This is a genomic window from Dorea amylophila, from assembly GCF_025567265.1.
Taxonomy (GTDB): Bacteria; Bacillota; Clostridia; order Lachnospirales; family Lachnospiraceae; genus Dorea_A; species Dorea_A amylophila.
The window spans coordinates 44,718-69,045 of sequence record NZ_JAOQJW010000022.1 but is presented as its reverse complement, the minus strand read 5'-3'; the positions used below and the strand labels follow the sequence as shown (position 1 = coordinate 69,045).

Genomic DNA, 24,328 nt, shown 5'->3' with positions numbered 1-24,328 from the left:
AGAATTATAAAGAAAAAATAAGCTCAGGGAAACATTTTCATTGCGTTTTGTGCCTGAGCGAAGCGAAAGGAATGGATATAATGATGGCAAAAGAGACAGATTATAAAGCAGTTGCACAGCAGATCATCGAAGTTGTCGGTGGACCTGAGAATATCATTTCTGTTGCGCACTGTGCGACAAGATTACGCCTGATTGTAAAAAACAGGGAAATCATTGATGACAAACAGGTAGAAGCAATTGATATTGTAAAAGGATGCTTTTTCACGGCTGGACAGTATCAGATTATTCTTGGAACAGGTATTGTAAATAAAGTATATGATGAAGTAATGAAACTTGGAATTGAAGGTTCCTCTAAGAATGAACAGGCAGCCGCTGCCGCAAAACGAGGAAATAAATTACAGCAGTTGATCCGTGTGTTCGCAGATGTATTCGTTCCGATCATTCCGGTAATGGTTGCAACAGGACTTTTCATGGGACTGAGGGGATTCCTGACACAGGATGCACTGCTTGCATTCTTTGGAACTTCAGCAGATGCGATTCCAAAACAGTTCCTGGAATTTACACAGATTTTAACTGATACAGCGTTTGGTTTTCTGCCTGTACTGGTATGCTGGTCTGCATTCAAAAAGTTCGGTGGATCTCCGGTACTTGGTATTGTAATTGGATTGATGCTTGTAAGCAGTATTTTGCCAACTTCATGGGATGTGGCTCAGGGAAATGCAAAACCACTGATCTTCTTTGGATTTATTAAAGTCAATGGATATCAGAGTTCTGTATTACCAGCATTCATTGTTGGTTTCTTAGGCTCTAAGATTGAACAATGGCTGCATGATCATGTGATCAATGCACTGGATCTAATCGTGACACCATTTGTTACAGTGCTTGTATCACTTTGCCTGGGACTTTTTATTGTCGGACCAATTTTCCATTCGGTTGAAGTAGGTCTGGTAAGTATCGTATCTGCATTGTTCAGCCTTCCGTTCGGAATTGGCGGATTTATCTGGGGAGCACTTTGCCAGGTAATTGTTGTAACCGGTGTACATCATGCGTTGAATCTTGTTGAGATTGAGATGCTTGCAAAAACAAAATGGAATCCGGTAAACCCGGTAGGTTCTTGCGGTATTGTAGCACAGGCAGGAGCAGCAATGGCAGTTGCAGTAAAAACAAAATCAACAAAAATGAAATCCTTAGGTTATCCTTCTGCAATCTCTGCATTACTTGGAATTACAGAGCCTGCAGTATTTGGTGTAAACTTAAGACTGGTACAGCCTTTTGTATGTGCATGTATCGGTGGTGGCGTCGGAGGATGGATCGCAGCACTTCTCGGACTGAAAGGAACAGGAATGTCTATCACTGGTATTCCGGGAATGCTCTTATATCTGAATAAACAGATGCCGCTTTACATTCTGGTAAATGTAATTGCATTCGCCGTTGCATTTGTACTTACATATTTCTTCGGAATGAAACAGGATGTTGCAGAAGCAGAATAAAAAATGAAGACAGAATTATAAGGAAGAGTAAAATGGACAGGAATCAAATAAAAGTTCTTATCCGGCAGATGACTCTTGAAGAAAAAGCCGGGCAGGTAACGCAATTACCTTCCCGGTATTTTGCAATTCAGGGAAGTCAGCTGACCGGAACAGAGACAAAGCTTGGGATCAGTGAAGAAAAGAAGTGGCTGTGTGGGAGCATCTTGGGAAAACTTGATGCGGTATCTATGAGAAATATCCAGAAGGAGAATCTGGAAAGAAGCAGATTACAGATTCCGCTGATGTTTATGACGGATATTGTACATGGGTATCAGACAATATTTCCGGTACCGTTGGCTATGGCAGGATCATTTGACCCGGGAATGGTCCGGGAATGTGCCAGAATATCTGCGAAAGAAGGAAGTGCCGCAGGATATCAAGTGACATTTTCCCCGATGGTAGATGTCGTAAGAGATCCGAGATGGGGACGCGTGATGGAAAGCTTTGGGGAAGATAGTAAATTAAATTGTGACTTTGGAAAAGCGATGGTAGAAGGATACCAGGGGGAAAATCTGAAGGATCCGGACCGTCTGGCAGCATGTGTGAAACATTTTGCAGCATATGGTGCGGCAGAAGGGGGAAGAGATTATAATACTTCCGATGTATCAGAATTCCGTCTGAGAAATAAATATTTTCCTCCGTTCAAGGCTTGTATTGATGCAGGAGTTAAATTGGTAATGGCAGCATTTGAAGCATTGAATGGAATTCCGGCGACGGCAAATCCATGGCTTTTGCAGGATATACTAAGAAAAGATCTTGAATTTGAGGGAACCGTGATTTCAGACTGGGGGGCGGTACTGGAACTGATCAAGCATGGTGTAGCAGAAGAGGAAGCAGAGGCCGGAAGACTTGCTCTGGAATCCGGGGTACAGATTGAGATGGCGACAGCAGCCATAGTAAAACACATAGAAGTATATGTTAAGAAATTTCCACATCTGGAAGCTATATTAGATGAAGCGGTGGAAAAAGTCCTGATCTTGAAAAACGAACTGGGGTTATTTGAAGATCCATACCGCGGAGTTGATCCAGAGCGGGAAATGCGGGAACTTCGAAGTCCGGATAAAAAAAGGGCAGCATTCCATGCGGCCACAGAGTCGGCTGTACTATTGGAAAATAACGGAATTCTACCACTGACGAAAGAGACGCCGGTTATTCTGACCGGACCATATGCAGAAAGTAAAAATATTCTGGGTCCGTGGTCGGTTGACGGTATCGTAGAAGATGCCATAACAGTAAAAGACGGACTTATTTTAAAGGGCGGCCGGATAAAGGAAGTGATTCAGACTGCATATGAAGAAGTGACAGAACAAGATTCAGACCGTATCGTACAGACTGTAGCATCGGGAGATGTAGTAGTACTGGCACTTGGTGAACCAGAGCTATGGTCCGGTGAAGCAGGAAGCAGATCTGTGATCGAACTGCCGGAACATCAGATCAGCCTTTTGAAAAAACTTCATGAACATCAGATTCCGGTAGTAGTATTACTGTTTAATGGACGTCCATTGGACTTAAGAAAGGTGAAAGAATATGCAGATGCAGTTCTGGAAATGTGGTTTCCGGGAACGGAAGGCGGCAATGCAGCAGCAGCACTGCTGTATGGAGAAAAGAATCCTTCCGGAAAACTGGCGATGAGTTTTCCATATGGAAGCGGTCAGATCCCTGTGTCCTATGATATGGCTCCGACAGGACGCCCAAAAGCCGATCTGGTGCAGGAACCACGATATAAATCACAGTATCTGGATATACCGAATGAACCATTGTATTCATTTGGATATGGCTTGAGTTACACGGAATATGATGTACAGGTCAATGGAAAAATTGTCAGACAAGAACAGGAATACCTGGTACCTGTGAAGGTGACAAATCTTGGAAATATGACAGGAAAAACGGTAGTCCAGATTTATATCGGGAAGAAAAAATCTTTGGTCGCAAGGCCGGTGAAAGAACTTGTGGCTTATAAAAAAATTGAATTACAGCCGGGAAAGAGTAAAGAAATCGTTATTCCGATAGAAGAAAAGACACTGGAACGCTGGATACCGGGAAAGGGCTGGACAAAAGAAAAAGGGGAATATACAATATTGGTTAGTAATGACGGCCGGAACTTTCAGAGAATGGAACTGACGGTCGGATAAAAAATCAAAGTAGAAGAAACGAACCAGGGTGAGTAAATGTATAATAGAAAGATAAAGCTGATCAGGGCGTTGCTTGGACATGAAAGAATGTCGTCTGCCGAATTGATGGATAAATTAGATATCAGCCAGAGAACATTGCGAAACGAAGTAAAAGAAATTAATGAAATCCTGAGACAGGAGAATGTTGGAATTTATTCGTCTAATACTGGAGGGTATTATCTGAAAGCAGAAGAAAAACAAAATGTACAGAAGGTCCTGGATCGTATGATCAGGAAGAGTAAGAATGTAATATTGCCGGAGACGCCGGATGAAAGATTTTTATTTGGATTTACCACTTTGTTTTTTGAAAAGCGCCCGATTTCTATACAACGGACAGCAGAAAAATTATTTGTATCTAAAACAGCAATGCTGCAGACCAAGAAAGAAATACAGGATGCATGCAGATGGTACCATGGACTGACGATAGAGGTAAGCAGTAAGGGGTCAAGAATTACGGGTCCGGAAAAAATCCGCAGACATGCCCTGGCGGAGATCATGAACTATTATACGTATGGTGCGATATTGATGGAACGTGTGATCACGTTCCTGTTTGGAAGTGAAAAATATGAAGATTATATTGCACTATATAAAGCACTTCCGGCGATATTACAACAATACGGATATCGGTTAATAGATAAAGCAATCGAAGGGTTTGCCCTGGATATATTTGTCAGTCTTATGCGGAGAGAAAAAGGATTTGAACTGGAAGAAGATGCCGGAGATTATGAGACTTGGCCATGTGTAGAAGAAATATGCAGATTTCTTGAAAAAAAGGAATATGATATTCCAAAGCAGGAACGCAGTTATATGGCAGAGTGTCTGAGAGCAAAAAGAATATTGTACACACAGGGAAAAACGTATGAAGTTCCGGAAGAATATACAGAGATTACGAAAGAATTTCTTGAAATAGTTGACCGGAAATATCATACAGATTACAGAAATAATGAAGAATTATTCACGAGACTGTCTGTACACATCGGAAAGATGATAGAACGGATAGAACAGGGATATTTTGAGACAAATCCGACACTGGAAAATGTATTGGAATATTACGAACGAGAAGTGCGGATGGCAGAAGAACTGAACCAGATACTGCAGGAAAAATATCAATTTATAGCCAATGTACATGAGATCTGTTATGTTGCAATTTACTTAAAGGCATATGACTTCCAGAGATTAAAAGCCGTTATTTTATGTGACATTGGTGAAAGCTTTGCGGATAATATGGCAAGGCAGATTACAGATTACTGTGGTGAAAAGATACACATTCTGGAGAAGATGTCTCTGGCGGAGTACAGACTGGATCCGGTTCCGGTAGATCTGGTAATATCGGGTTCCAGAGTATATGGTGTAGAGTTTCCAAAAAAGACAAAAATTATATACGTGGATTACTTGTTGAAAGAAGAAAATCTGAAAGCGATCCAGGAGTATCTGATGAAGGAAGGAACAGATTATGATAAAGATGATTGCAACTGATCTGGATGGAACAATGTTGAAAAATGACTGGTCAGTATCCGGGATAAATGCTAAGGCAGTAGAGACCGCGCAGGGACAGGGAGTCAGGTGGATGACGGTAACCGGAAGATCTTACAGAGGTGCAATGCCGCTTATGCAACAGTATGGGATCAACTGTGGATATGTATTAATGAATGGGGCAGAATTTCGGGATGAAGAAGGAAGACTGATATTTGCGGAGGATATGGATCCTGAAAAGGCAGCAAAAGTGTGCAGAAAACTGGATGCAGAGGGGATAAAGTTCGAGATCAATACGGATCATGGGGATTATGCGACTACGAAAGAGATGAAATATGCAGATTTTCTGGAAGAGGGATGGCAGCAGATTTTTGAAAAGAAATACAAGATAAGAAAGATACTATGTTTCAGTAAAGATACAGAAAAGATAAAAAGACTTAAGCAGGAGATTTTTGAAGAGACAGGACTTAGCGTATTATCTTCATTTGCAGATAATATGGAGGTTACCGCACCAAAGGCTCAAAAGGGAATTATGTTGAAACAAGTTGCAGAATACTATGATATAAAGTCAGAAGAAGTGGTTGTATTCGGGGATGGATGGAATGATCTGTCAATGATAGATCAGTTCCCGGAATCCTATGCAATGAAGAATGGTACCAGGGAATTGAAAGAACGGGCAGCGCATATTACTGAATATACGAATGAGGAGTCAGGAGTGGGAAAGACCGTGTTGAAATTGCTGGGTAGGAAAAATCCTTGACAAAACTAATGAAATTTGATATAGTTATGAGCATAAGAGCAGTTGCGAATTATATTTACATATAATTTGTGGCTGCTTTCTTTGTTTGTTTATAAATAAAGCGGACATCATCAAAAGACATTGGTCGTGAGAGATATGTCCACAAAGATTAAAAAATAAATCTAGGAGGAATGGAAATGAAAAATGTAAATTGGAAAGAATTATTCATTGATATCCTTGTGGATATCGTAGCAGGTATGATCATCGCAGTTGGTATTTACAACTTTGCATTGAATGCAGATTTCCCGGTAGCAGGATTTTCCGGTATCGCAATCATTCTGTATCACTTATTTGGCCTTCCGGTTGGTGCCGGAACCATCATCTTGAATGTACCTGTTGCAATCTTCTGTTATAAATTTTTAGGAAAAGAATTTTTCTTAAAGTCCATGAAATCGATGATCATTTCATCATTACTGATGGACTACGTAGCACCACTGTTTCCGGTCTATGACGGAAGCAGACTGCTGGCAGCTCTGTGTATGGGCGTATTATGCGGAATCGGATATGCCATGATCTTCATGAGAGGTTCTTCAACAGGTGGACAGGACTTTATCAGTGTGGCAATCAAGAAAGTAAAACCACATATTACGCTTGGAATTATTACATTTGTCCTTGATATTTGTACTATCATTCTTGGCACAGCACTGGTATTCAAGGATATAGACGGCCTGATCTACGGTGTCGTCGTTACTTATCTGATGGCAATGGTAATGGACAGAATCATGTACGGTATCGATGAAGGTAAGATGACCCTGATCGTAACCGACAAAGGTGCTGAGATTGCAGAACAGATTGACGCTTACTCAGGAAGAGGATCTACAATCTTAAAAGGAATCGGAAGTTATTCAAAGAAAGACAAAGATGTCGTAATGTGCGCCTGCAATAACAAGCAGATGTATACCATTAAGAAGATGGTACATACCATCGATCCGAAAGCATTCACTATTATCGTAGAATCGAACGAAGTAGTAGGAGAAGGATTCAAGGAAGAACTTCCGGATATTGAACTGTAAAATAAGACAGTAAAAAATTAGAAGAGACATAAAAGAGCAAGAAGACCAGCCGATTACCGGCAGGTCTTCTTGCTTTAAAAAGAAAATCTTTACATTGCATACAATTTCACAAGCTCTGTAACAACATCCACACTCTTATCCATACCCTCAACTGTAATATGTTCGTAAGGGCCGTGATAAGCATGTCCGCCTGTTCCGAGATTCGGGCAAGGCAGGCCCTTGAAGCTTAACTGACAGCCGTCTGTACCGCCGCGGATCGGAAGTACAAGTGGTGTCACATCTGCATTTTCACATGCTTTTTTCGCATTGTCAATCAGATGCATACAGGTGGAGATAATCTCAGCCATGTTACGGTACTGTTCAGAAATGGTAAGTGTTACAGTACCTTCGCCCCATTTTTCATTCATGTCTTTCTCGATTAATTTTAAAGTTTTTTTCTTCGCTTCAAAGAGATCTTTGTCATGGTCTCTTACGATATAATGAAGTTCAGCTTCCGCAACTTCTCCGGACATACTTACCAGATGATAAAATCCTTCATAGTCTTCTGTTCCGCGAGGTGTTTCCATAGATGGAAGTGCGTTGTTGATTTCCATAGCTACAAGACTTGCATTGATCATGGTATCTTTGGAAGAGCCAGGATGCACGTTGAATCCTTTGATCACAAAATCAGCCTTACAAGCATTGAAGTTCTCGTACTGGATCTCACCTTCGGTATCACCGTCCAGTGTGTATCCATAGTCTGCACCAAACTGTTCTACGTTGAAGTGAGAAGCACCGGTACCGATCTCTTCATCCGGTGTAAATGCAACGCACAGAGGTCCGTGAGGAATCTTTTCTTCCTGTACACGTTCGATCATAGTTAAGATCTCAGCAATTCCGGCTTTGTCGTCTGCACCGAGAACCGTTGTCCCATCGGAGGTGATCAGTGTACGTCCCTTAAGACTTTCCAGATGTGGGAAGTTCTTAGGACTTAATACAGTATCACTTGTTCCAAGCTTAAGCTCGCCACCGTCATAATTTTCAGTAACGATTGGTTTGATATCATGGTCACAGTAATCAGATACAGTGTCCATATGTGCGATGAATCCAATCGCCGGTTTGTCCTCCAGACCTGCGGTAGCCGGAAGCTTGCCATACAGATAACACTGGTCATCCAGAACAACATCCGTCAGTCCAAGATCTTTCATTTCCGCTTCCAGAAGTCTTGCAAGATCGAACTGGCATACAGAAGATGGTACAGTTTCGCTGTTTTCGTCACTTGGTGTACGGACAACGACATATTTCAGTAATCTTTCATAAGCTTTCATAAGTTACATTCCCCTTTTCTTATTTTTTCAAAATATTCTAACTATTATTATAACATAATTTTTCCTTTGCTGCATGGAAAAATGATGGTATACTTATGATATTGTAGGAAAATAGGAGGCAATCAGATGAAATTAACCCAGTTACTGGAACGTTTAGAATATGAAGTAGTACAGGGAGACGACCAGATTGAAGTCACAGAACTGATCAACGATTCCCGTAAAGTGACAGAAGGAAGTGTGTTCGTATGCATCAGCGGAGCGGTTTCCGACGGACATGCTTATGTACAGCAGGTTGCGGAAAAAGGAGCAGCGGCTGTGATCGTAGAAAAAGATGTAGAAGCACCGGAAGGATTGACAGTCATTAAGGTAGAGAATACCCGTTACGCACTGGCATTAACTTCGGCAGCATATTTCGGATATCCGGCAGAGAAGCTGAAAGTCATCGGTATCACAGGAACAAAAGGAAAGACAACGACAACCTATATGGTGAAATCCATTCTGGAAGAAGTCGGCATCAAAGTCGGACTGATCGGTACGATTGAGGCAATCATCGGAGATAAGAGTATCCCGGCAAATAATACAACGCCGGAATCTTATACCATTCAGAAATATTTTTCAGAGATGGTAGAAGAAGGCTGCGAATGTGTAGTTATGGAAGTTTCTTCACAGGGGTTGAAACTGGATCGTACCGCAGGAATTCCATTTGAGATCGGAATCTTTACGAACCTTGGAGAAGATCATATCGGACCGAATGAGCACAAAGATTTCAATGAATATAAATATTGTAAGAGCCTGTTATTCAAGCAGTGTAAGATCGGAATCGGTAATGTAGATGATAAATGGTTCGAAGATATATTCAAAGACGCAACATGCAAAGTGGAAACATTTGGATTTTCTGAAAAAGCAGATATTCGTGCAACGGATGTAAAGCACATCTCAAGACCTGGATACCTTGGAGTACAGTATCATGTAGCAGGACTTATGGACTTTGATGTAGAGATCGACATTCCCGGAGACTTCAGTGTATATAACTCACTGACAGCAATTGCCGTATGCAGACATTTCGGTGTGCCGGTAGAAGATATTAAGAAGGCGCTGAAGGTTGCAAGAGTCAAAGGCCGTATCGAGATGATCAAAGTATCTGATGACTTTACATTGATGATCGACTATGCACATAATGCCATGGCACTCGAAAGTCTTCTGGATACATTAAGAGATTATCATCCGGAAAGAATCGTGACCGTATTCGGTTGCGGCGGTAACAGATCTAAGACCAGACGTTACGAGATGGGTGAAGTATCCGGTAAATTATCCGACTTTACGATCATCACATCTGATAACCCGAGATTTGAAGAACCACAGGCGATCATCGATGACATTGTAGTAGGAATGAAGAAGACAGATGGAAAATACATCACGATCTGTGACAGAAAAGAAGCAATCAAGTATGCGATCGAACACGGCCAGCCTGGAGATGTCATCATTCTGGCAGGAAAGGGACATGAGACATATCAGGAAATCAAGGGTGTGAAACACGATATGGATGAACGTGTTCTGATCAAGGAAGTATTAGAGGAATTAAAGAAATAAATGTACGCTGATATTATCGTTGATATTACGCATGAAAAATTAGATAAAGTCTTTCAATACCGCATCCCCTCTCATCTGGAGGGGATGCTTAAGGTTGGAATGGAAGTTGTAGTTCCGTTCGGCATGGGAAATAAAGAAATCAAAGGCTATGTAACCGGATTCTCCGAACGTGCGGAGTATGCACCGGAGAAGATGAAAGAGGTCTTAAAAATTGCCGAAGAAAGTGTGGCGATTGAAAGTAAACTTGTTGCACTGGCAGCCTGGATGAAGGAATCTTACGGGGGAACGATGATCCAGGCACTGAAGACGGTACTTCCGATCAAGAAGAAAGAAAAAGCAAAGGAAAAGCAGAAGGTACGGCTTCTTTTGCCGGAAGCAGAGGGAAAAGAAAAGCTGGAACTGTATCTGCACAAGAATCAGAAAGCAAGAGCCAGACTTCTGGCGGCACTTCTGGATCAGCCGGAACAGGATTATGATTTTCTGATCCATAAGCTGAATCTGACGAGAAGTGTGGTAAGGGCACTGGAAGAGCAGAAGGTTCTGGCACTGGAATCGGAACAAGTATACCGTAACCCGGTGATTTATCAGCAGAAAGAACAAAAAGAAATCATTTATACAGAAGAACAGCAGGCGGCAATCCGGACATTTTCGAAGGATTATGAGCAGGGAATCCGTAAGACTTATCTGTTATACGGGGTGACAGGAAGCGGCAAGACAGAAGTATATATGGAAATGATCGATAAAGTCCTAAGTGAAGGCAGACAGGCAATCGTACTGATTCCGGAGATAGCACTGACCTATCAGACCGTGATGCGGTTCTACACAAGATTTGGCGGACGGGTGTCTATCCTGAATTCCAGGATGTCACAGGGAGAGCGTTATGATCAGATGGAACGTGTGAAAAAAGGTGAAGTCGATATCATGATTGGTCCGAGATCGGCTCTGTTCACACCGTTCGAACGACTGGGACTGATCGTCATTGACGAAGAGCATGAACCGACTTATAAGAGTGAACAGGTACCGAGATTTCATGCAAGAGAGACGGCAATCGAAAGAGCACGGATGGAGGACGCAAGTGTAGTACTTGGTTCGGCAACTCCGTCTCTGGAAGCATTTTATGCGTGTGAGTGTGGCAGATATCAGATGCTGAGGCTTAGGAACCGCACCGGGAAGCAGGCACTCCCGGAAGTATATGTGGCAGATATGCGGGAAGAATTAAAGCATGGGAACCGTTCTATCTTAAGTGACCGGTTAAAAGTACTGATGCAGGACCGGCTGGAGAAGAAGGAACAGATAATGTTATTCCTGAACCGGAGAGGATACGCAGGCTTTGTTTCTTGCAGAGCCTGTGGATATGTAGTAAAATGTCCTCACTGTGATGTATCACTGTCGGTACACCGGGGCGGAAAAATGGTCTGTCATTACTGTGGGTATGAGACACAGATTGTTAAGAATTGTCCGGTGTGCGGTTCTCCGTATATCGGAGGGTTCCGGGCGGGAACACAGCAGATTGAAGATCTGGTGAAGCGGGAATTCCCACAGGCAAGGGTTCTTCGGATGGACATGGATACCACGAAGAACAAAGGCGGACATGAGAAAATCCTGGCGAAATTCGCAGACGAAGAAGCAGATATCATGATCGGGACACAGATGATCGTAAAAGGACATGATTTTCCAAATGTGACGCTGGTCGGTGTTCTGGCGGCAGATATGTCGCTGTATTCGGATGATTACCGTTCCGGAGAACGTACATTCCAACTTCTGACACAGGCGGCGGGCCGTGCGGGACGAGGCAGACGTCCGGGGGAGGTAATAATACAGACTTACAGTCCGGATCATTACAGTATCCGGATGGCAGCGAGACAGGATTACGAAGGCTTCTATGAAAAAGAGATGAATTACCGGGATCTGATGGGATATCCGCCGGCATCACAGCTGATGGCAGTCCTGATGACCGGATCTGATGAAAATAAGCTTACAACGGCAGCAGAATATCTGAAGAAATATGCAATCCGGGTAAGCGCAGACGGAGAAGTGCAGGTAATCGGACCGGCAAGTCCGTCGGTTGGAAAAGTCAATGACGTTTACCGGAAAGTCATATATCTGAAAAGTGAGGAATATCAGGTGCTTGTGCGGATCAAGAACCATATGGAACGCTATATCGAGATCAACAGAGGATTTGCGAACATGAGGATACAGTTTGACTTTAATCCGATGAATATTTTTTAAAAGATAAAGGAGACAAAAGAGATGGCACTTAGAACAATCAGAGAATTTGGGGATGAAGTTCTGAATAAAGAATGTAAAGAAGTAACGAAGATGACGCTTCGCACAAAAGTACTGATCAACGACATGTTAGATACCATGTATGAAGCAATGGGCGTAGGGCTTGCGGCACCACAGGTTGGGATCCTGAAGCGTATCGTAGTCATTGATATCGGAGAAGGACCGATCGTCCTGATCAATCCGGTGATCCTGGAGACATCCGGAGAACAGACAGGCGAAGAAGGATGCTTAAGCCTTCCTGGAAAAGCAGGAATCGTGACAAGACCGAATTATGCGAAAGTAAAAGCATTGAATGAAGATATGGAAGAAGTGATCCTGGAAGGAGAAGGTCTCCTTGCAAGAGCATTCTGTCATGAAATCGACCATCTGGATGGTAAGTTATATACCAGACTGGTAGAGGGTGAAGTACATGACGTGAACTATGAGGAGGAAGAATAGCATGAAAGTAATATTCATGGGAACACCGGACTTTTCGGTCGGAACACTGGAAGCACTGATCGAAGCCGGACATGAAGTCGTACTTGCAGTCACACAGCCGGATAAGCCGAAAGGACGTGGCGGCAAGATGCAGTATACACCGGTCAAAGAAGCAGCACTGGCACATGGAATCCCGGTCTTTCAGCCGGTGAAGATCAGAGAAGCGCAGGCCGTAGAAGAACTTCGCAAATATAATGCAGATATCATGGTCGTTATCGCATTCGGACAGATCCTTCCAAAAGAAATTCTTGAGATGACACCATACGGATGCATCAATGTACATGCGTCCTTATTGCCAAGTTACCGTGGTGCGGCTCCGATTCAGTGGGCAGTTATCAACGGGGATAAAGTGTCTGGTGTAACGACGATGCAGATGAATGAAGGCCTGGATACGGGAGATATGATCATGAAGACAGAAGTGCCACTGGCAGAAGATGAGACAGGCGGAAGCCTTCATGACAAGCTTGCTAAAGCAGGTGCAAAGCTCTGTGTTGAGACATTAAAGGCACTGGAAGATAAGACCGCAACGTGGGAAACACAGGGAGAAAGCCCGACAGCATATGCGAAAATGCTGGACAAAAAGCTCGGAGATATCGATTGGAGCAAGTCTGCGAAGGCAATCGAATGTCTGATCCGGGGTCTGAATCCATGGCCGAGTGCTTACACAGACTGGAATGGTAAAGTCATGAAAATCTGGGAAGCAAAAGTTCTGGATGAGAATACCGATGCAACCCCGGGAACAATCGTGAAAGTGGAAAAAGACGGATTTTCTGTACAGACAGGAGACGGACTTCTGAAAGTACTGGTACTTCAGATCCCTGGAAAGAAGAGAATGGAAGCGGACGCTTTCTTACGAGGTTATCAGATCGAAACAGGATGTGAACTTTCTTCACAAATGATTAAGAATTGTTAAAAATGTATGAAAACCTGCTATTTGGGGAAATTTTCATATATAATGCAGGTCATAGAGAGCAAGGAGGCTGATAATTATGTATTATCCAATGTATTTTGATCCAACGTATATATTAGTGCTGATTGGTGTCGTGATCTGCCTGATCGCATCTGCGAAGATGAATTCCACATTCAGCAGATATTCCAGAGTAAGGAATCATTCCGGTATGACAGGAAGGGATGCGGCAGAACAGATTCTTCACAGAGAAGGCCTGTATGATGTGCGGATCGAGCACATTTCCGGTAATCTGACCGACCATTATGACCCGAGAACCAGGACTTTGAGACTTTCGGATGCAACCTATAATTCCACATCGGTAGCTGCACTTGGAGTAGCAGCACATGAATGCGGACACGCGGTACAGCATGCGACCGGATATGTACCGTTGAAGTTAAGAAGCAGTCTGGTACCGGTAGCAAATTTCGGAAGTTCTATCGCATGGCCGCTGATCATCCTTGGATTTTTCTTCAACAGCAGTACAACCTCTGTGTTGTTTATCAATCTCGGAATTCTTGCATTTTCGCTTGCAGTGTTATTCCAGATTGTGACATTACCGGTGGAATTTGATGCGTCACACAGGGCATTGAAGATCCTTGGTAATACAGGCATGTTGTATGAGGATGAAGTCAGAGATACCAGAAAGGTGCTGACAGCGGCAGCACTTACTTATGTAGCCGGAGCAGCATCTGCAATTCTGCAGCTTCTGCGTATACTGCTTCTGACTGGAAATCGAAGAAACGATTAATTAACGAAAGGGAAGGGGATATAAGCCGCTTCCCTGATTGTATATCTATGGAAAGAGGAGGGGACGTATGCAGGCGTCTGTAAATGAAAGAGAATTAGTGCTGGACATGCTGCTTCAGATTACAAGAGACGGTGAGTACAGCCATATCGTGATAAAGAATGTTCTGGATAAATATCAATATCTGGACAAACGGGAACGCGCATTTATTACAAGAGTAGTAAATGGAACACTGGAGCGTATGATTGAGATCGATTATATCATCAATCAGTTTTCCAAAGTAAAAGTAAATAAGATGAAACCTGTGATCCGCACGATTTTAAGAAGTTCGGTGTATCAGATGAAATATATGGACAGCGTACCAGATTCGGCAATCTGTAATGAAGCAGTAAAACTTGCGGGAAAAAGAGGGTTTGTGAACCTGAAGGGATTTGTCAATGGGGTACTTCGTAATATCGGCAGAAATCTGGACAAGATCAGCTATCCGGATGAGAAAGATCAAGAGGCCTTCATTTCCATAAAGTATTCATTGCCGGAATGGATGGTAAAGCAGTGGCTGAAAGTATATGATGAAGAGACGGTAAAAATGATCGGAAAAGCATTTTTGGAAGAAAAGCCGCTGACAGTCCGGTTTGATGAACATAAGATCAAAAAAGCAGAGCTGATCGCAATTTTGGAAAAAGAAGGTGTGACGGCAGGGGAAGTGCCAGAGATTCCATGTGCACTGTATCTGTCCGGATATGATCATCTGTCTGCACTTCCAAGCTTTTGTGAGGGACTTTACCAGGTACAGGACTTAAGTTCTATGCAGGTAGCATTATGGTCGGAAGTGAAAGCAGGAGACCAGGTGCTGGATGTGTGTGCAGCACCGGGAGGAAAGGCGATACATATTGCAGAACTTCTGAACGGAACCGGTCATGTGGAAGCGAGAGATCTGACAGAGTATAAGGTGGCGCTGATCAGGGATAATATTGAAAGAAGCGGTCTTACAAATATTAATGCAGTATGTCAGGATGCTGCAATATACGATCCACATAAGAAAGAAACGGCCGATATTGTAATTGCAGATCTTCCGTGTTCCGGGCTTGGTGTACTTGGAAAGAAGCCGGATCTGCGCTATAAGATGAATGAAAAGACAGAAGCAGATCTGGTGGAGTTACAAAAGAAGATCCTGTCGGTAGTAAAGGATTATGTAAAGCCAGGGGGAAAGCTTTTATATAGTACCTGTACGATACACAGAGAAGAGAATGAGGGGAATGTGGAGTGGTTTCTGAAAGAATATCCGGAGTTTGAACTGGTGAAAGAAAAACAGATGATTCCGGGAAGAGATGCGGGAGACGGATTCTATATAGCAATATTAAAAAGGGTGAATCATGAATAAGAAAGATATATGTTCCTACAATTATGATGAATTAAAAGAAGAGATGCTTGCAATCGGAGAAAAAGCATTCCGGAGCAAACAAATCTATGAATGGCTTCATGTAAAGCTGGCAGATGATTTTGATGAGATGACAAATCTGTCCAAAGGGCTGCGTGAGAAGTTGAAAGAAAACTATGAGATCCGGAAAGTGAAGATGATCGATCACCAGATATCGAAAGTGGATCCGACTGAGAAGTTCCTGTTTGAACTGGAAGACGGTAATATGGTAGAAAGTGTTCTGATGAAATATAATTACGGCAATTCTGTGTGTATCTCTTCGCAGGCCGGATGCCGTATGGGGTGCAGGTTCTGTGCATCAACGATCGGAGGACTCGTCAGGAGTCTGGAGACATCGGAGATGCTCCGTCAGATCTATCATATTCAGAAGATTACAGAAGAAAGAGTTTCCAATGTGGTGGTTATGGGAACCGGAGAACCGTTGGACAATTATGATAATTTCATAAAATTCATCCATATGCTGAGTGATGAACACGGGCTTCATATCAGCCAGAGAAATATTACAGCATCTACCTGCGGGATTGTCCCGAATATGAGAAGACTTGCTGAAGAGGGACTGCAGATCACACTGGCTCTGTCACTTCATGGATCCAGCCAGGAAAAACGTAAGAAGCTGATGCCGGTAGCAAATAAATATGAATTGTCTGATGTACTGGATGCCTGTGACTATTATTTTGATAAGACAGGAAGAAGAATTACTTTCGAATACAGTTTGGTGGCAGGAGTCAATGACCAGCCGGATGATATCAGAGAACTGACGGCGATTTTAAAACGAAGAAACTGCCATCTGAACCTGATCCCGGTGAATCCGATCAAAGAGCGTGATTTTAAAAAGCCAGACCGCAAAAATGCCTTGGAATTTAAAAATAAACTTGAAAAAAACGGAATTAATGTTACTATAAGAAGGGAAAGAGGCTCTGATATAGACGGAGCTTGTGGACAGCTGCGCCGTAGACACGCAGCCAAAAGCGAGGGAGAGACAGATGAAAATATATGCAATGACTGATGTGGGAAGAAGACGTGAGGTCAATCAGGACTATGTATACGTTACAGACAGACCAATAGGACCATTTCCAAACCTCCTTACGGTCGCCGATGGAATGGGCGGACATAAGGCGGGAGATTTTGCGTCCAGTTATACGGTAAATGTATTAAAAGATGAGTTGAAGAAGACACCGATGGATAAACCCGAGGAGATTCTCAGAAGCGTAGTCAGTATTGCAAATCATAAATTAATCGAGGCAGCTTCAAGAGATATCAAGCTGGAAGGTATGGGAACAACACTGGTAGCGGCAACTGTTGTTGGCAATACATTGTACTTTGCCAATGTAGGAGACAGCAGACTTTACCTGATCAATGACAAGATCCGACAGCTTTCCAAGGATCACTCGCTGGTAGAAGAGATGGTAAGACTCGGTGGAATCAAGGCAGAAGAAGCAAGAAACCATCCGGATAAGAATATTATTACACGTGCAATCGGTGTAAAGGAAAATGTGGAACCAGATATTTATGAATATCGTCTGAAGAAGGGTGATATTATTTTGATGTGTACAGACGGACTCAGCAATATGGTTGAGGACGAAGATATGTTTAATATTGTCAAGGGTTCCAGGGATGTAGTAGAAGCTGTTCAGATGTTGATAGAAAAAGCAAATAGCAATGGCGGGAGAGATAATATAGGGGTTATCGTGGCAGAGCCACTTGCTGATGAGGTGAGTGTATGGTAAAAGATGGAATCGTACTAGGCAAGAGATATGCTGTACTTAGTAAGATCGGTGCCGGTGGAATGGCGGATGTCTATAAAGGCCGGGACCAGATGCTGAACCGTTATGTGGCGATTAAGGTATTAAAGAAGCAGTATAAAGAAGATGAAAATTTCGTAAGAAAATTCCGTTCGGAGGCACAGGCGGCAGCCGGACTGATGCATCCGAATATCGTGAATGTATATGATGTCGGAGAAGACCGCGGCCTTAATTATATGGTCATGGAGCTTGTAGAAGGGATTACCTTAAAAGAATATATAGAGAGAAAAGGAAGACTGTCTCACAAAGAGACGATCAGTATTGCAATCCAGATGTGCAGTGGTATCGGTGCGGCGCATGCATCAGGAATTATTCACCGTGATATCAAGCCGCAGAATATTATCATTTCCAAGGATGGGAAGGTAAAGGTTACAGATTTTGGAATTGCGAAAGCTGTAACTTCGAATACAGTAAGTACGAATGCAATGGGCTCCGTGCATTATACATCACCGGAGCAGGCGAGAGGCGGATTCAGTGATCAGAGAAGTGATATCTATTCCATTGGTATTACCTTATTTGAGATGGTAACAGGGCAGGTTCCGTTTGATGGCGAGACAACGGTAGAAGTTGCAATGAAACATCTGCAGCAGGAGATCACACCGCCGTCGGAGCTGGTTCCGGATATTCCTTACAGCCTGGAACAGATTATTCTGAAATGTACACAGAAGAGTTCTGAGAGAAGATATACAAGTACAGGAGATCTGATTCAGGATCTGAAGCATTCACTGGTAGATCCGGATGGAGATTTCGTAAGAATAGCGTCGGCAGGCGGGGATTCCGATACGGTTATTATGACAGATAAAGATCTGGATGATATCCGTAACGGTTACGATGATGACGACGAATATGATGATGAATATGACACTACAGATGTGTATTCGGGAAAAGGATATAACGACAGAGAAGATGGCGACGACGAATACGATGATTATGCATCCGGGAGAGATTCGGATGAAGTAAATCCGCATATGCATAAGCTCATGAAGATTCTGACGATTGTGGTAATTGCGATCATTGTGCTGATCCTTGTATTTACAGTGGGAAAGGCAGCGGGGGTTTTCAAGTCGTTTGGCGGAATTACTACAGAGGATGATGCAGATACGTCAGGAAAAGTTACAGTTCCAGATATCCGTGGTATGACAGAGGAGCAGGCAAAGGCTGCACTGAAAAAGAAAGATCTTGGAATAAAACCGATTAAGAGAACAGAATCTAAAAAATATAAAGCCGGACTGGTCTCTAAACAGACTCCGGAAGCCGGTGAAAAGGTAAAGAAAAATACAACTATAGAAGTTGTTATTAGTTCGGGACTGGTAAAAAGTAAAAAGCAGGTACCGGATGTCAGCGGTATGAGTGAAACGGAAGCACAGAAAGAACTGGAAGATGCAGGATTTAAGGTGATTTCAAGTTTCCAGTATGATGACAGTGTAGCAAGCGGTAATGTCATCAATACAACACCTTCTGCCGGAACAAAAGCTGAAAAGGGTTCTACAGTTACCATGCTGGTAAGTCAGGGAACAGATAAGAAGACGGTGCCGGATGTAAGAGGCATGGCAGATGCAACTGCACAGAGTACGATCAAGAATTATGGATTCAATGTAGGAACTGTAACATATGACTACAGTGACAGTGTGGAAAAAGGAATGGTTATCAGCCAGACTGTAACACCTGGAGGTAAGGCGGCAGCCGGAACAACCATTTCAATCACGGTAAGTAACGGACCGAAACCGGAAGAAAAGATTGATATCCAGAGCTTCGTAGGACAGCAGGAGTCAGCACTTAAGAGCTGGGCATCCCAGAATGGTCTGTATACAAATGTATCGGATTCACAGTACAGCAGCAGTTATGCGAAAGGATGTATCATCTCCATGAGTCCTTCTTCTGGAAATATTTCCAAGGGAGGTACGATCAGCTATGTGGTGAGCCTCGGGGCGAAACCACAGGAGCCGACAAATGGAGGAACCACAGGAGATAACAATAACCAGAATGGGTCTAATACAAATGATGGGACCACGACTGGCCAGTAAAAGATTATGCAGGGAAAAATTATAAAAGGAATTGCCGGATTCTACTACGTTCACGTAGTAGAATTCGGTGTTTATGAATGCAAAGCCAAAGGTGTATTCCGGAAAGAAAAGATCAAGCCTTTGGTGGGAGACAATGTAGAGATAGAGATTCTTGATGAATCGGAAAAAAAAGGAAATATAGTGAAGATACTGCCACGGCAGAATGAGCTGATCCGCCCGGCTGTGGCCAATATCGATCAGGCATTGGTAGTCTTTGCAATCACGAAGCCGAATCCACACTTTAATCTGCTGGACCGCTTTCTTGTTATGATGGAAAGCAAAGAGATTCCGGTTGTGTTATGCTTTAATAAAGAAGACATTGCGACAGATCCGCAGGTGAAGGAATTGGAATCAATCTATGAATCATGCGGTTATCCGCTGGTATTTGTCAGTGCGAAAAAAGAACGGGGGATTGAAACTATACGTGAACTTCTGAAAGGAAAGACAACAGCGATCGCAGGTCCGTCCGGAGTGGGAAAATCTTCGATCATTAATATTCTGCAGCCGGAGGCAGATATGGAGACAGGGGCAATCAGTACGAAGATTGAGAGGGGAAAGCATACCACCAGACATTCGGAATTGTTCGCCATTGATGAAAATTCATATATCATGGATACACCGGGATTCAGTTCGTTATATGTGAATGATTATGAAAAAGAAGATCTGAAGTACTTCTTTCCGGAATTCCGGAAATACGAAGGAATGTGCAAGTTTAACGGTTGTGATCATGTGCATGAGCCGGGGTGTGCCGTAAAGGCAGCTCTGGAAGAGGATAAAATTCATAAAATCCGTTATCAGAATTATATAGAAATGTATGAGGAAGTGAAGAATAAAAGGAGGTACTGATGATGAACTATGTATTGTCACCGTCAATACTAGCGGCAGATTTCAAAGTTTTGGGTCAGGAAATGAAGAAGACAGAGGAAAATGGGGCAGCGTATATTCATTTTGACGTTATGGATGGAATGTTTGTACCAAGTATATCATTTGGTATGCCGGTTCTGGCATCAATCCATGATGCAACGGAGCAATTCATGGATGCACATCTGATGGTGCAGGAACCGATCCGCTATGTAGAAGCATTCCAGAAGGCGGGAGCTGACTATGTAACGGTACATCTGGAGGCCTGTGAAGACGTAAAAACGACATTGGATAAAATCCATGCATGTGGCATGAAGGCAGGACTGGCTGTTAATCCAGAGACAGATGTAAAAGAGCTTGTTCCATATCTGGAAGACGTGGAGATGATCCTGATCATGAGCGTGCATCCGGGATTTGGCGGACAGAAATTTATTCCGGAATCACTGGATAAGATCCGTGAGGTCCGTGCGATGCTGAATGAAAAAAATCTGGAGACAGATATTCAGGTAGACGGAGGAATCTATGTGGAGAATGTCAGAGAAGTATTGGATGCAGGCGCAAATGTAATTGTGGCCGGTTCTGCTGTGTTCAGAGGAGATGCCGGGGAAAATACTGCAAAATTCATGGAGATATTGAAAAGTTATGAATAAGAAGATTGTGATTATCAGCGGTGGGGAGCTGGAAGAAGAATTTGTATTATCAATCCTTGAAAAAGAGGAAAACCAGTATGTGATCGGTGTGGACAAAGGTATGGAGTTCCTTTACAGCCATCAGATTCTGCCAAATTATATTGTCGGAGATTTTGACAGTGTAAAAAAAGAGATTGGAGATTATTACCGTAATGAGACAGATGTTCCGATCAGGGAATTTAATCCGGTAAAAGATGCATCTGATACAGAGATTGCAATCAGACTGGCTATGACATTAGGGGCAGGTGAGATTCTAATCCTGGGAGCAACCGGAGGTCGTATCGATCACCTCTGGGCAAATGTTCAGAGCCTTGCAATCCCGTTTAAAGCCGGAATTAATGCTGTGATCATGGATCGCCAGAATAAGATCCGTCTGATCGGAGGCGGGGAAACCCATCTGAAAAAAGGAGAAACTTATGGACCGTATTTTTCTGTGTTTCCGTTAGGCGAGGAAGTATTTGGTTTCAGTATCAAAGGGGCAAAGTATCCATTGACGAATCATACACTGATACCATATGACAGCCTTTGCGTCAGCAATCAGTTCCAGGAGGATGAAGTGACAATCAGCTTCCTGAATGGAATTGTGATTCTGATGGAAACGAAAGACAGATAAAACTCTATATAAATTCATGTAAGTTTTTGAAAAAATGGCCTACTTTGTGGTCCATTAACCTTTTGATCAAAGCTCTAATGTGGTAAGGAGAAGCGCTTGTATGAGTGCTTCTTTTTCATAGTTGTAAGTATTATAATAAAAATAACTGGTGTTTAGGTTATGATATGATTATGCAACTGGAATTATTGGCGTAATATCAACAATTATGTTTGTGACATTACTAAGATATTTAAAATGTCCTCACTGTAAGACAAGAACCTGGTGCAGGAAAGTCATGACCAAAGAGTGATAATTAAATCATATAGACAGGGTATGGCAACAGCAGGTTGCTTTTCAGAACATGAATTTATCTATATGATATGCTTATGGAGGTGATGACTATGGAAACAAAAAATATTATTTTGAAACTTCGTACAGAAAGAGGAATGTCACAAGACGAACTGGCAGATAAAATCATGGTAACAAGGCAGGCAGTATCACGCTGGGAAAATGGAGATACAGTTCCAAATACTGATACACTTAAGCTCTTATCGAAAGAATTTGATGTTTCCATCAATACGCTTTTGGGAGAACCCAGAAAGTTGATCTGTCAGTGTTGCGGGATGCCAATTGATGATGATTCCATATTGGGACGTGATAAGGATGGCACATTAAATGAGGAGTATTGTAAATGGTGCTATGCAGATGGAACATACACATATAATGATATGGATGAATTGATTGATGTATGTGTAAAGAATATGGTAAATGAAAACTTTACCGAAGAACAGGCACGTTCTTATCTGAAAGAAATGCTTCCAAAGTTAGATTACTGGAAAAGGTATGATGAACTTAGTGACAATGGGCAGTTTGAAGAGTTTAAAAAGCAATTGATAAATGAAATTAATGATCTGCATATAGACGGACTTCCAAGGGTAGAGAAACTAAATGCACTTGTGGGAAAATATGTGAATCTGGAATATACTCTGCCGAATGGAAAAAAAGTGAAATTCCTTGATGATCAGAAAACATATCTGGGGAATCAACTGGAGTCTGAATTTGGAGGAGACAGGTGTTTCGGTATCCTGGCAAGTATGGATTTTATTCTAGTATGTACATATGAGAAAGCTGGTGAAAATCCAGAGCTGTTGATTTATAAAAAGAGATAATATAAGCAAAAAGAAAAGTTTTGATAAATAAACGACCGTTTACTATTATTAAGATGTAAACGGTCGTTTATTTATTTTGGAGGAAATGTGCATGGGTAATAGGAAAGAGGAAATATTAATTGTGGCACTACATCTGTTTGCCAGAGATGGTTATGAGGCTGTCTCAGTCAGCCAGATAGCAGGAGAGCTTGATATGACAAAAGGGGCATTGTACCGTCATTACAAAAGCAAAAGAGATATTTTTGACTGTATTGTGGGGCGTATGGAGCAGCAGGATGGCGAACAGGCAACAGAATATGATATGCCACAAGAGGATAAAGAGAAAACGCCTGAAAAGTATGAGACAGTATCATTGGATGATTTGGTGGAATACAGCAAATCTATGTATGAATATTGGACAGAGGATGATTTTGCATCATCGTTTCGGAAAATGCTTACAATAGAGCAGTTTCGCAGTGAAGAGATGCAGAATTTATATCAGCAATATCTGGTATCCGGACCGGCAGAATACGTGAAGGACCTGTTCAAAAATATGGAAATAAAAAATCCAGAGGAGAATGCAGTTCAATTTTATGCGAATATGTTTATCTATTATAGTGTGTATGATGGAGCAGCAGATAAGGCGAAAGTGAAATGTCAGTTTGAACAGATGCTGGACAAAATTGTAGAAGAAATGAAACAGTAAAATAAGAGCCAGACGCTAAGACGCAGTGCAGATTGTAATATTACAGTTTTGCACTGCGTCATTTATATTATGGGAGGTCAGATAAGAATGAAAGCAATCATATATACATCAAATACCGGAAGCACAGCAGAGTATGCACAATTACTGGGAAATGAATTGAATCTTCTGGTACATAGTTTACAGCAGGCAAAAAACAAGGTGCTTTCCGGCAGTGAAATCATTTATCTCGGCTGGATTATGGCAGGAGGAATCAAAGGATATAAAGAGGCAGCAAAATTGTATAAAGTGCGTGCAGTCTGTGGCATCGGCATGGGACAGACAGGCACACAGCTAAAAGAGGTCAGGGATAAAAATGCTATTTTAAAACCGCCGGAAAGGGACTGGCAAATAAAACCGACCGTACGCCCGAAGAGGATGATATGTTAGATATGATGGTAAATAGTGGAAAACGAGTTTAATTTCTGGGGCAGAAGGAGCCCGTTTGTTTTAGCATATGGTCTTGTTATATGCTGCTTTGCAGCTTGCAAGGGACGGGTTGGATAAAACAATCCAGTATACGATAGATGGGAGCTGTAATCCTGGAATATTTTCACTTGTGAGCGTTCCAAACATCGTTGGATGTATCGGGGCTGCAATTATAATGATTGCGAACAAAAACACATGGGAGCAAGGAGACAAGTGCGATGGCTA

Annotated in this window: 21 protein-coding genes; 20 read left to right on the top strand and 1 reads right to left on the bottom strand. The window is 42.4% G+C overall.

Going from position 1 to position 24,328, the window contains the following annotated elements; translation table 11 throughout:
* The 5 genes from OCV72_RS13445 to OCV72_RS13425 form a co-directional block, all read left to right on the top strand.
* A partial coding sequence (locus OCV72_RS13445) for a sucrose-specific PTS transporter subunit IIBC (RefSeq protein WP_330376612.1) occupies positions 1-1,490 on the top strand: 1,490 nt, incomplete at its 5' end.
* A 32-nt stretch (positions 1,491-1,522) separates the two neighbouring features.
* Entirely contained in the window at positions 1,523-3,661 is a 2,139-nt protein-coding gene (locus tag OCV72_RS13440; protein ID WP_055213222.1) for a glycoside hydrolase family 3 N-terminal domain-containing protein, read from the top strand.
* Positions 3,662-3,697: 36 nt separating this feature from the next.
* A complete protein-coding gene (locus OCV72_RS13435; protein ID WP_055194432.1) occupies positions 3,698-5,176 on the top strand; it encodes a BglG family transcription antiterminator in 1,479 nt (492 codons plus the stop codon).
* Positions 5,154-5,933 (top strand): Cof-type HAD-IIB family hydrolase, encoded by a 780-nt coding sequence (locus OCV72_RS13430; protein WP_055194434.1) that lies wholly within the window; start codon positions 5,154-5,156, stop codon positions 5,931-5,933. The genes OCV72_RS13435 and OCV72_RS13430 overlap by 23 nt, the downstream gene beginning before the upstream one ends.
* Positions 5,934-6,109: 176 nt before the next feature.
* Positions 6,110-6,985: a YitT family protein gene (locus OCV72_RS13425; protein WP_055194436.1), complete on the top strand. Its 876-nt coding sequence runs from the start codon at positions 6,110-6,112 to the stop codon at positions 6,983-6,985.
* An 89-nt stretch (positions 6,986-7,074) separates the two neighbouring features.
* On the opposite strand, the gene pepT is transcribed toward OCV72_RS13425, so the two are convergent.
* Positions 7,075-8,292 carry a peptidase T gene (gene pepT, locus OCV72_RS13420; RefSeq protein WP_055284313.1) on the bottom strand — a complete coding sequence of 406 codons (1,218 nt, stop codon included), beginning with the start codon at positions 8,290-8,292 and terminating at the stop codon, positions 7,075-7,077.
* A 126-nt stretch (positions 8,293-8,418) separates the two neighbouring features.
* On the opposite strand from pepT, the gene OCV72_RS13415 reads away from it, so the two are divergent.
* The 15 genes from OCV72_RS13415 (at position 8,419) to OCV72_RS13345 (ending at position 24,064) form a co-directional block, all read left to right on the top strand.
* Entirely contained in the window at positions 8,419-9,882 is a 1,464-nt protein-coding gene (locus tag OCV72_RS13415) for a UDP-N-acetylmuramoyl-L-alanyl-D-glutamate--2,6-diaminopimelate ligase (protein WP_006427769.1), read from the top strand.
* Positions 9,883-12,111: a replication restart helicase PriA gene (gene priA, locus OCV72_RS13410; RefSeq protein WP_055284312.1), complete on the top strand. Its 2,229-nt coding sequence runs from the start codon at positions 9,883-9,885 to the stop codon at positions 12,109-12,111.
* A 21-nt stretch (positions 12,112-12,132) separates the two neighbouring features.
* Positions 12,133-12,606, top strand: coding sequence for a peptide deformylase (def, locus tag OCV72_RS13405; RefSeq protein WP_006427771.1), 474 nt, complete (start codon positions 12,133-12,135; stop codon positions 12,604-12,606).
* A gap of 1 nt (position 12,607) precedes the next feature.
* Positions 12,608-13,558 carry a methionyl-tRNA formyltransferase gene (gene fmt / locus OCV72_RS13400; protein WP_022415853.1) on the top strand — a complete coding sequence of 317 codons (951 nt, stop codon included), beginning with the start codon at positions 12,608-12,610 and terminating at the stop codon, positions 13,556-13,558.
* Positions 13,559-13,634: 76 nt separating this feature from the next.
* Positions 13,635-14,342: a zinc metallopeptidase gene (locus OCV72_RS13395; protein ID WP_028087171.1), complete on the top strand. Its 708-nt coding sequence runs from the start codon at positions 13,635-13,637 to the stop codon at positions 14,340-14,342.
* Between the two features lie 67 nt (positions 14,343-14,409).
* Complete coding sequence (gene rsmB / locus OCV72_RS13390; RefSeq protein WP_055284311.1) at positions 14,410-15,720, top strand: 16S rRNA (cytosine(967)-C(5))-methyltransferase RsmB; 1,311 nt, start codon at positions 14,410-14,412, stop codon at positions 15,718-15,720.
* Positions 15,713-16,783, top strand: a complete 1,071-nt coding sequence (gene rlmN / locus OCV72_RS13385; RefSeq protein ID WP_028087173.1) for a dual-specificity RNA methyltransferase RlmN — start codon at positions 15,713-15,715, stop codon at positions 16,781-16,783. Before rsmB ends, rlmN begins: the two co-directional genes overlap by 8 nt.
* Positions 16,761-17,504: a Stp1/IreP family PP2C-type Ser/Thr phosphatase gene (locus OCV72_RS13380; RefSeq protein WP_028087174.1), complete on the top strand. Its 744-nt coding sequence runs from the start codon at positions 16,761-16,763 to the stop codon at positions 17,502-17,504. Before rlmN ends, OCV72_RS13380 begins: the two co-directional genes overlap by 23 nt.
* Positions 17,498-19,603, top strand: a complete 2,106-nt coding sequence (gene pknB / locus OCV72_RS13375) for a Stk1 family PASTA domain-containing Ser/Thr kinase (RefSeq protein WP_055284310.1) — start codon at positions 17,498-17,500, stop codon at positions 19,601-19,603. The genes OCV72_RS13380 and pknB overlap by 7 nt, the downstream gene beginning before the upstream one ends.
* Positions 19,604-19,609: 6 nt before the next feature.
* Positions 19,610-20,488, top strand: a complete 879-nt coding sequence (gene rsgA, locus OCV72_RS13370) for a ribosome small subunit-dependent GTPase A (protein ID WP_055284309.1) — start codon at positions 19,610-19,612, stop codon at positions 20,486-20,488.
* A 2-nt stretch (positions 20,489-20,490) separates the two neighbouring features.
* Positions 20,491-21,153 carry a ribulose-phosphate 3-epimerase gene (gene rpe / locus OCV72_RS13365; protein WP_055284308.1) on the top strand — a complete coding sequence of 221 codons (663 nt, stop codon included), beginning with the start codon at positions 20,491-20,493 and terminating at the stop codon, positions 21,151-21,153.
* A complete protein-coding gene (locus OCV72_RS13360; RefSeq protein WP_028087178.1) occupies positions 21,146-21,805 on the top strand; it encodes a thiamine diphosphokinase in 660 nt (219 codons plus the stop codon). Before rpe ends, OCV72_RS13360 begins: the two co-directional genes overlap by 8 nt.
* A gap of 380 nt (positions 21,806-22,185) precedes the next feature.
* On the top strand, positions 22,186-22,953 hold the full coding sequence (locus tag OCV72_RS13355) for a zinc ribbon domain-containing protein (protein WP_055284307.1): 768 nt from the start codon (positions 22,186-22,188) through the stop codon (positions 22,951-22,953).
* Positions 22,954-23,044: 91 nt separating this feature from the next.
* Positions 23,045-23,638: a TetR/AcrR family transcriptional regulator gene (locus tag OCV72_RS13350; protein WP_055284306.1), complete on the top strand. Its 594-nt coding sequence runs from the start codon at positions 23,045-23,047 to the stop codon at positions 23,636-23,638.
* An 87-nt stretch (positions 23,639-23,725) separates the two neighbouring features.
* Complete coding sequence (locus OCV72_RS13345) at positions 23,726-24,064, top strand: hypothetical protein (protein ID WP_055284305.1); 339 nt, start codon at positions 23,726-23,728, stop codon at positions 24,062-24,064.
* The last annotated feature ends 264 nt before the right edge of the window (positions 24,065-24,328 follow it).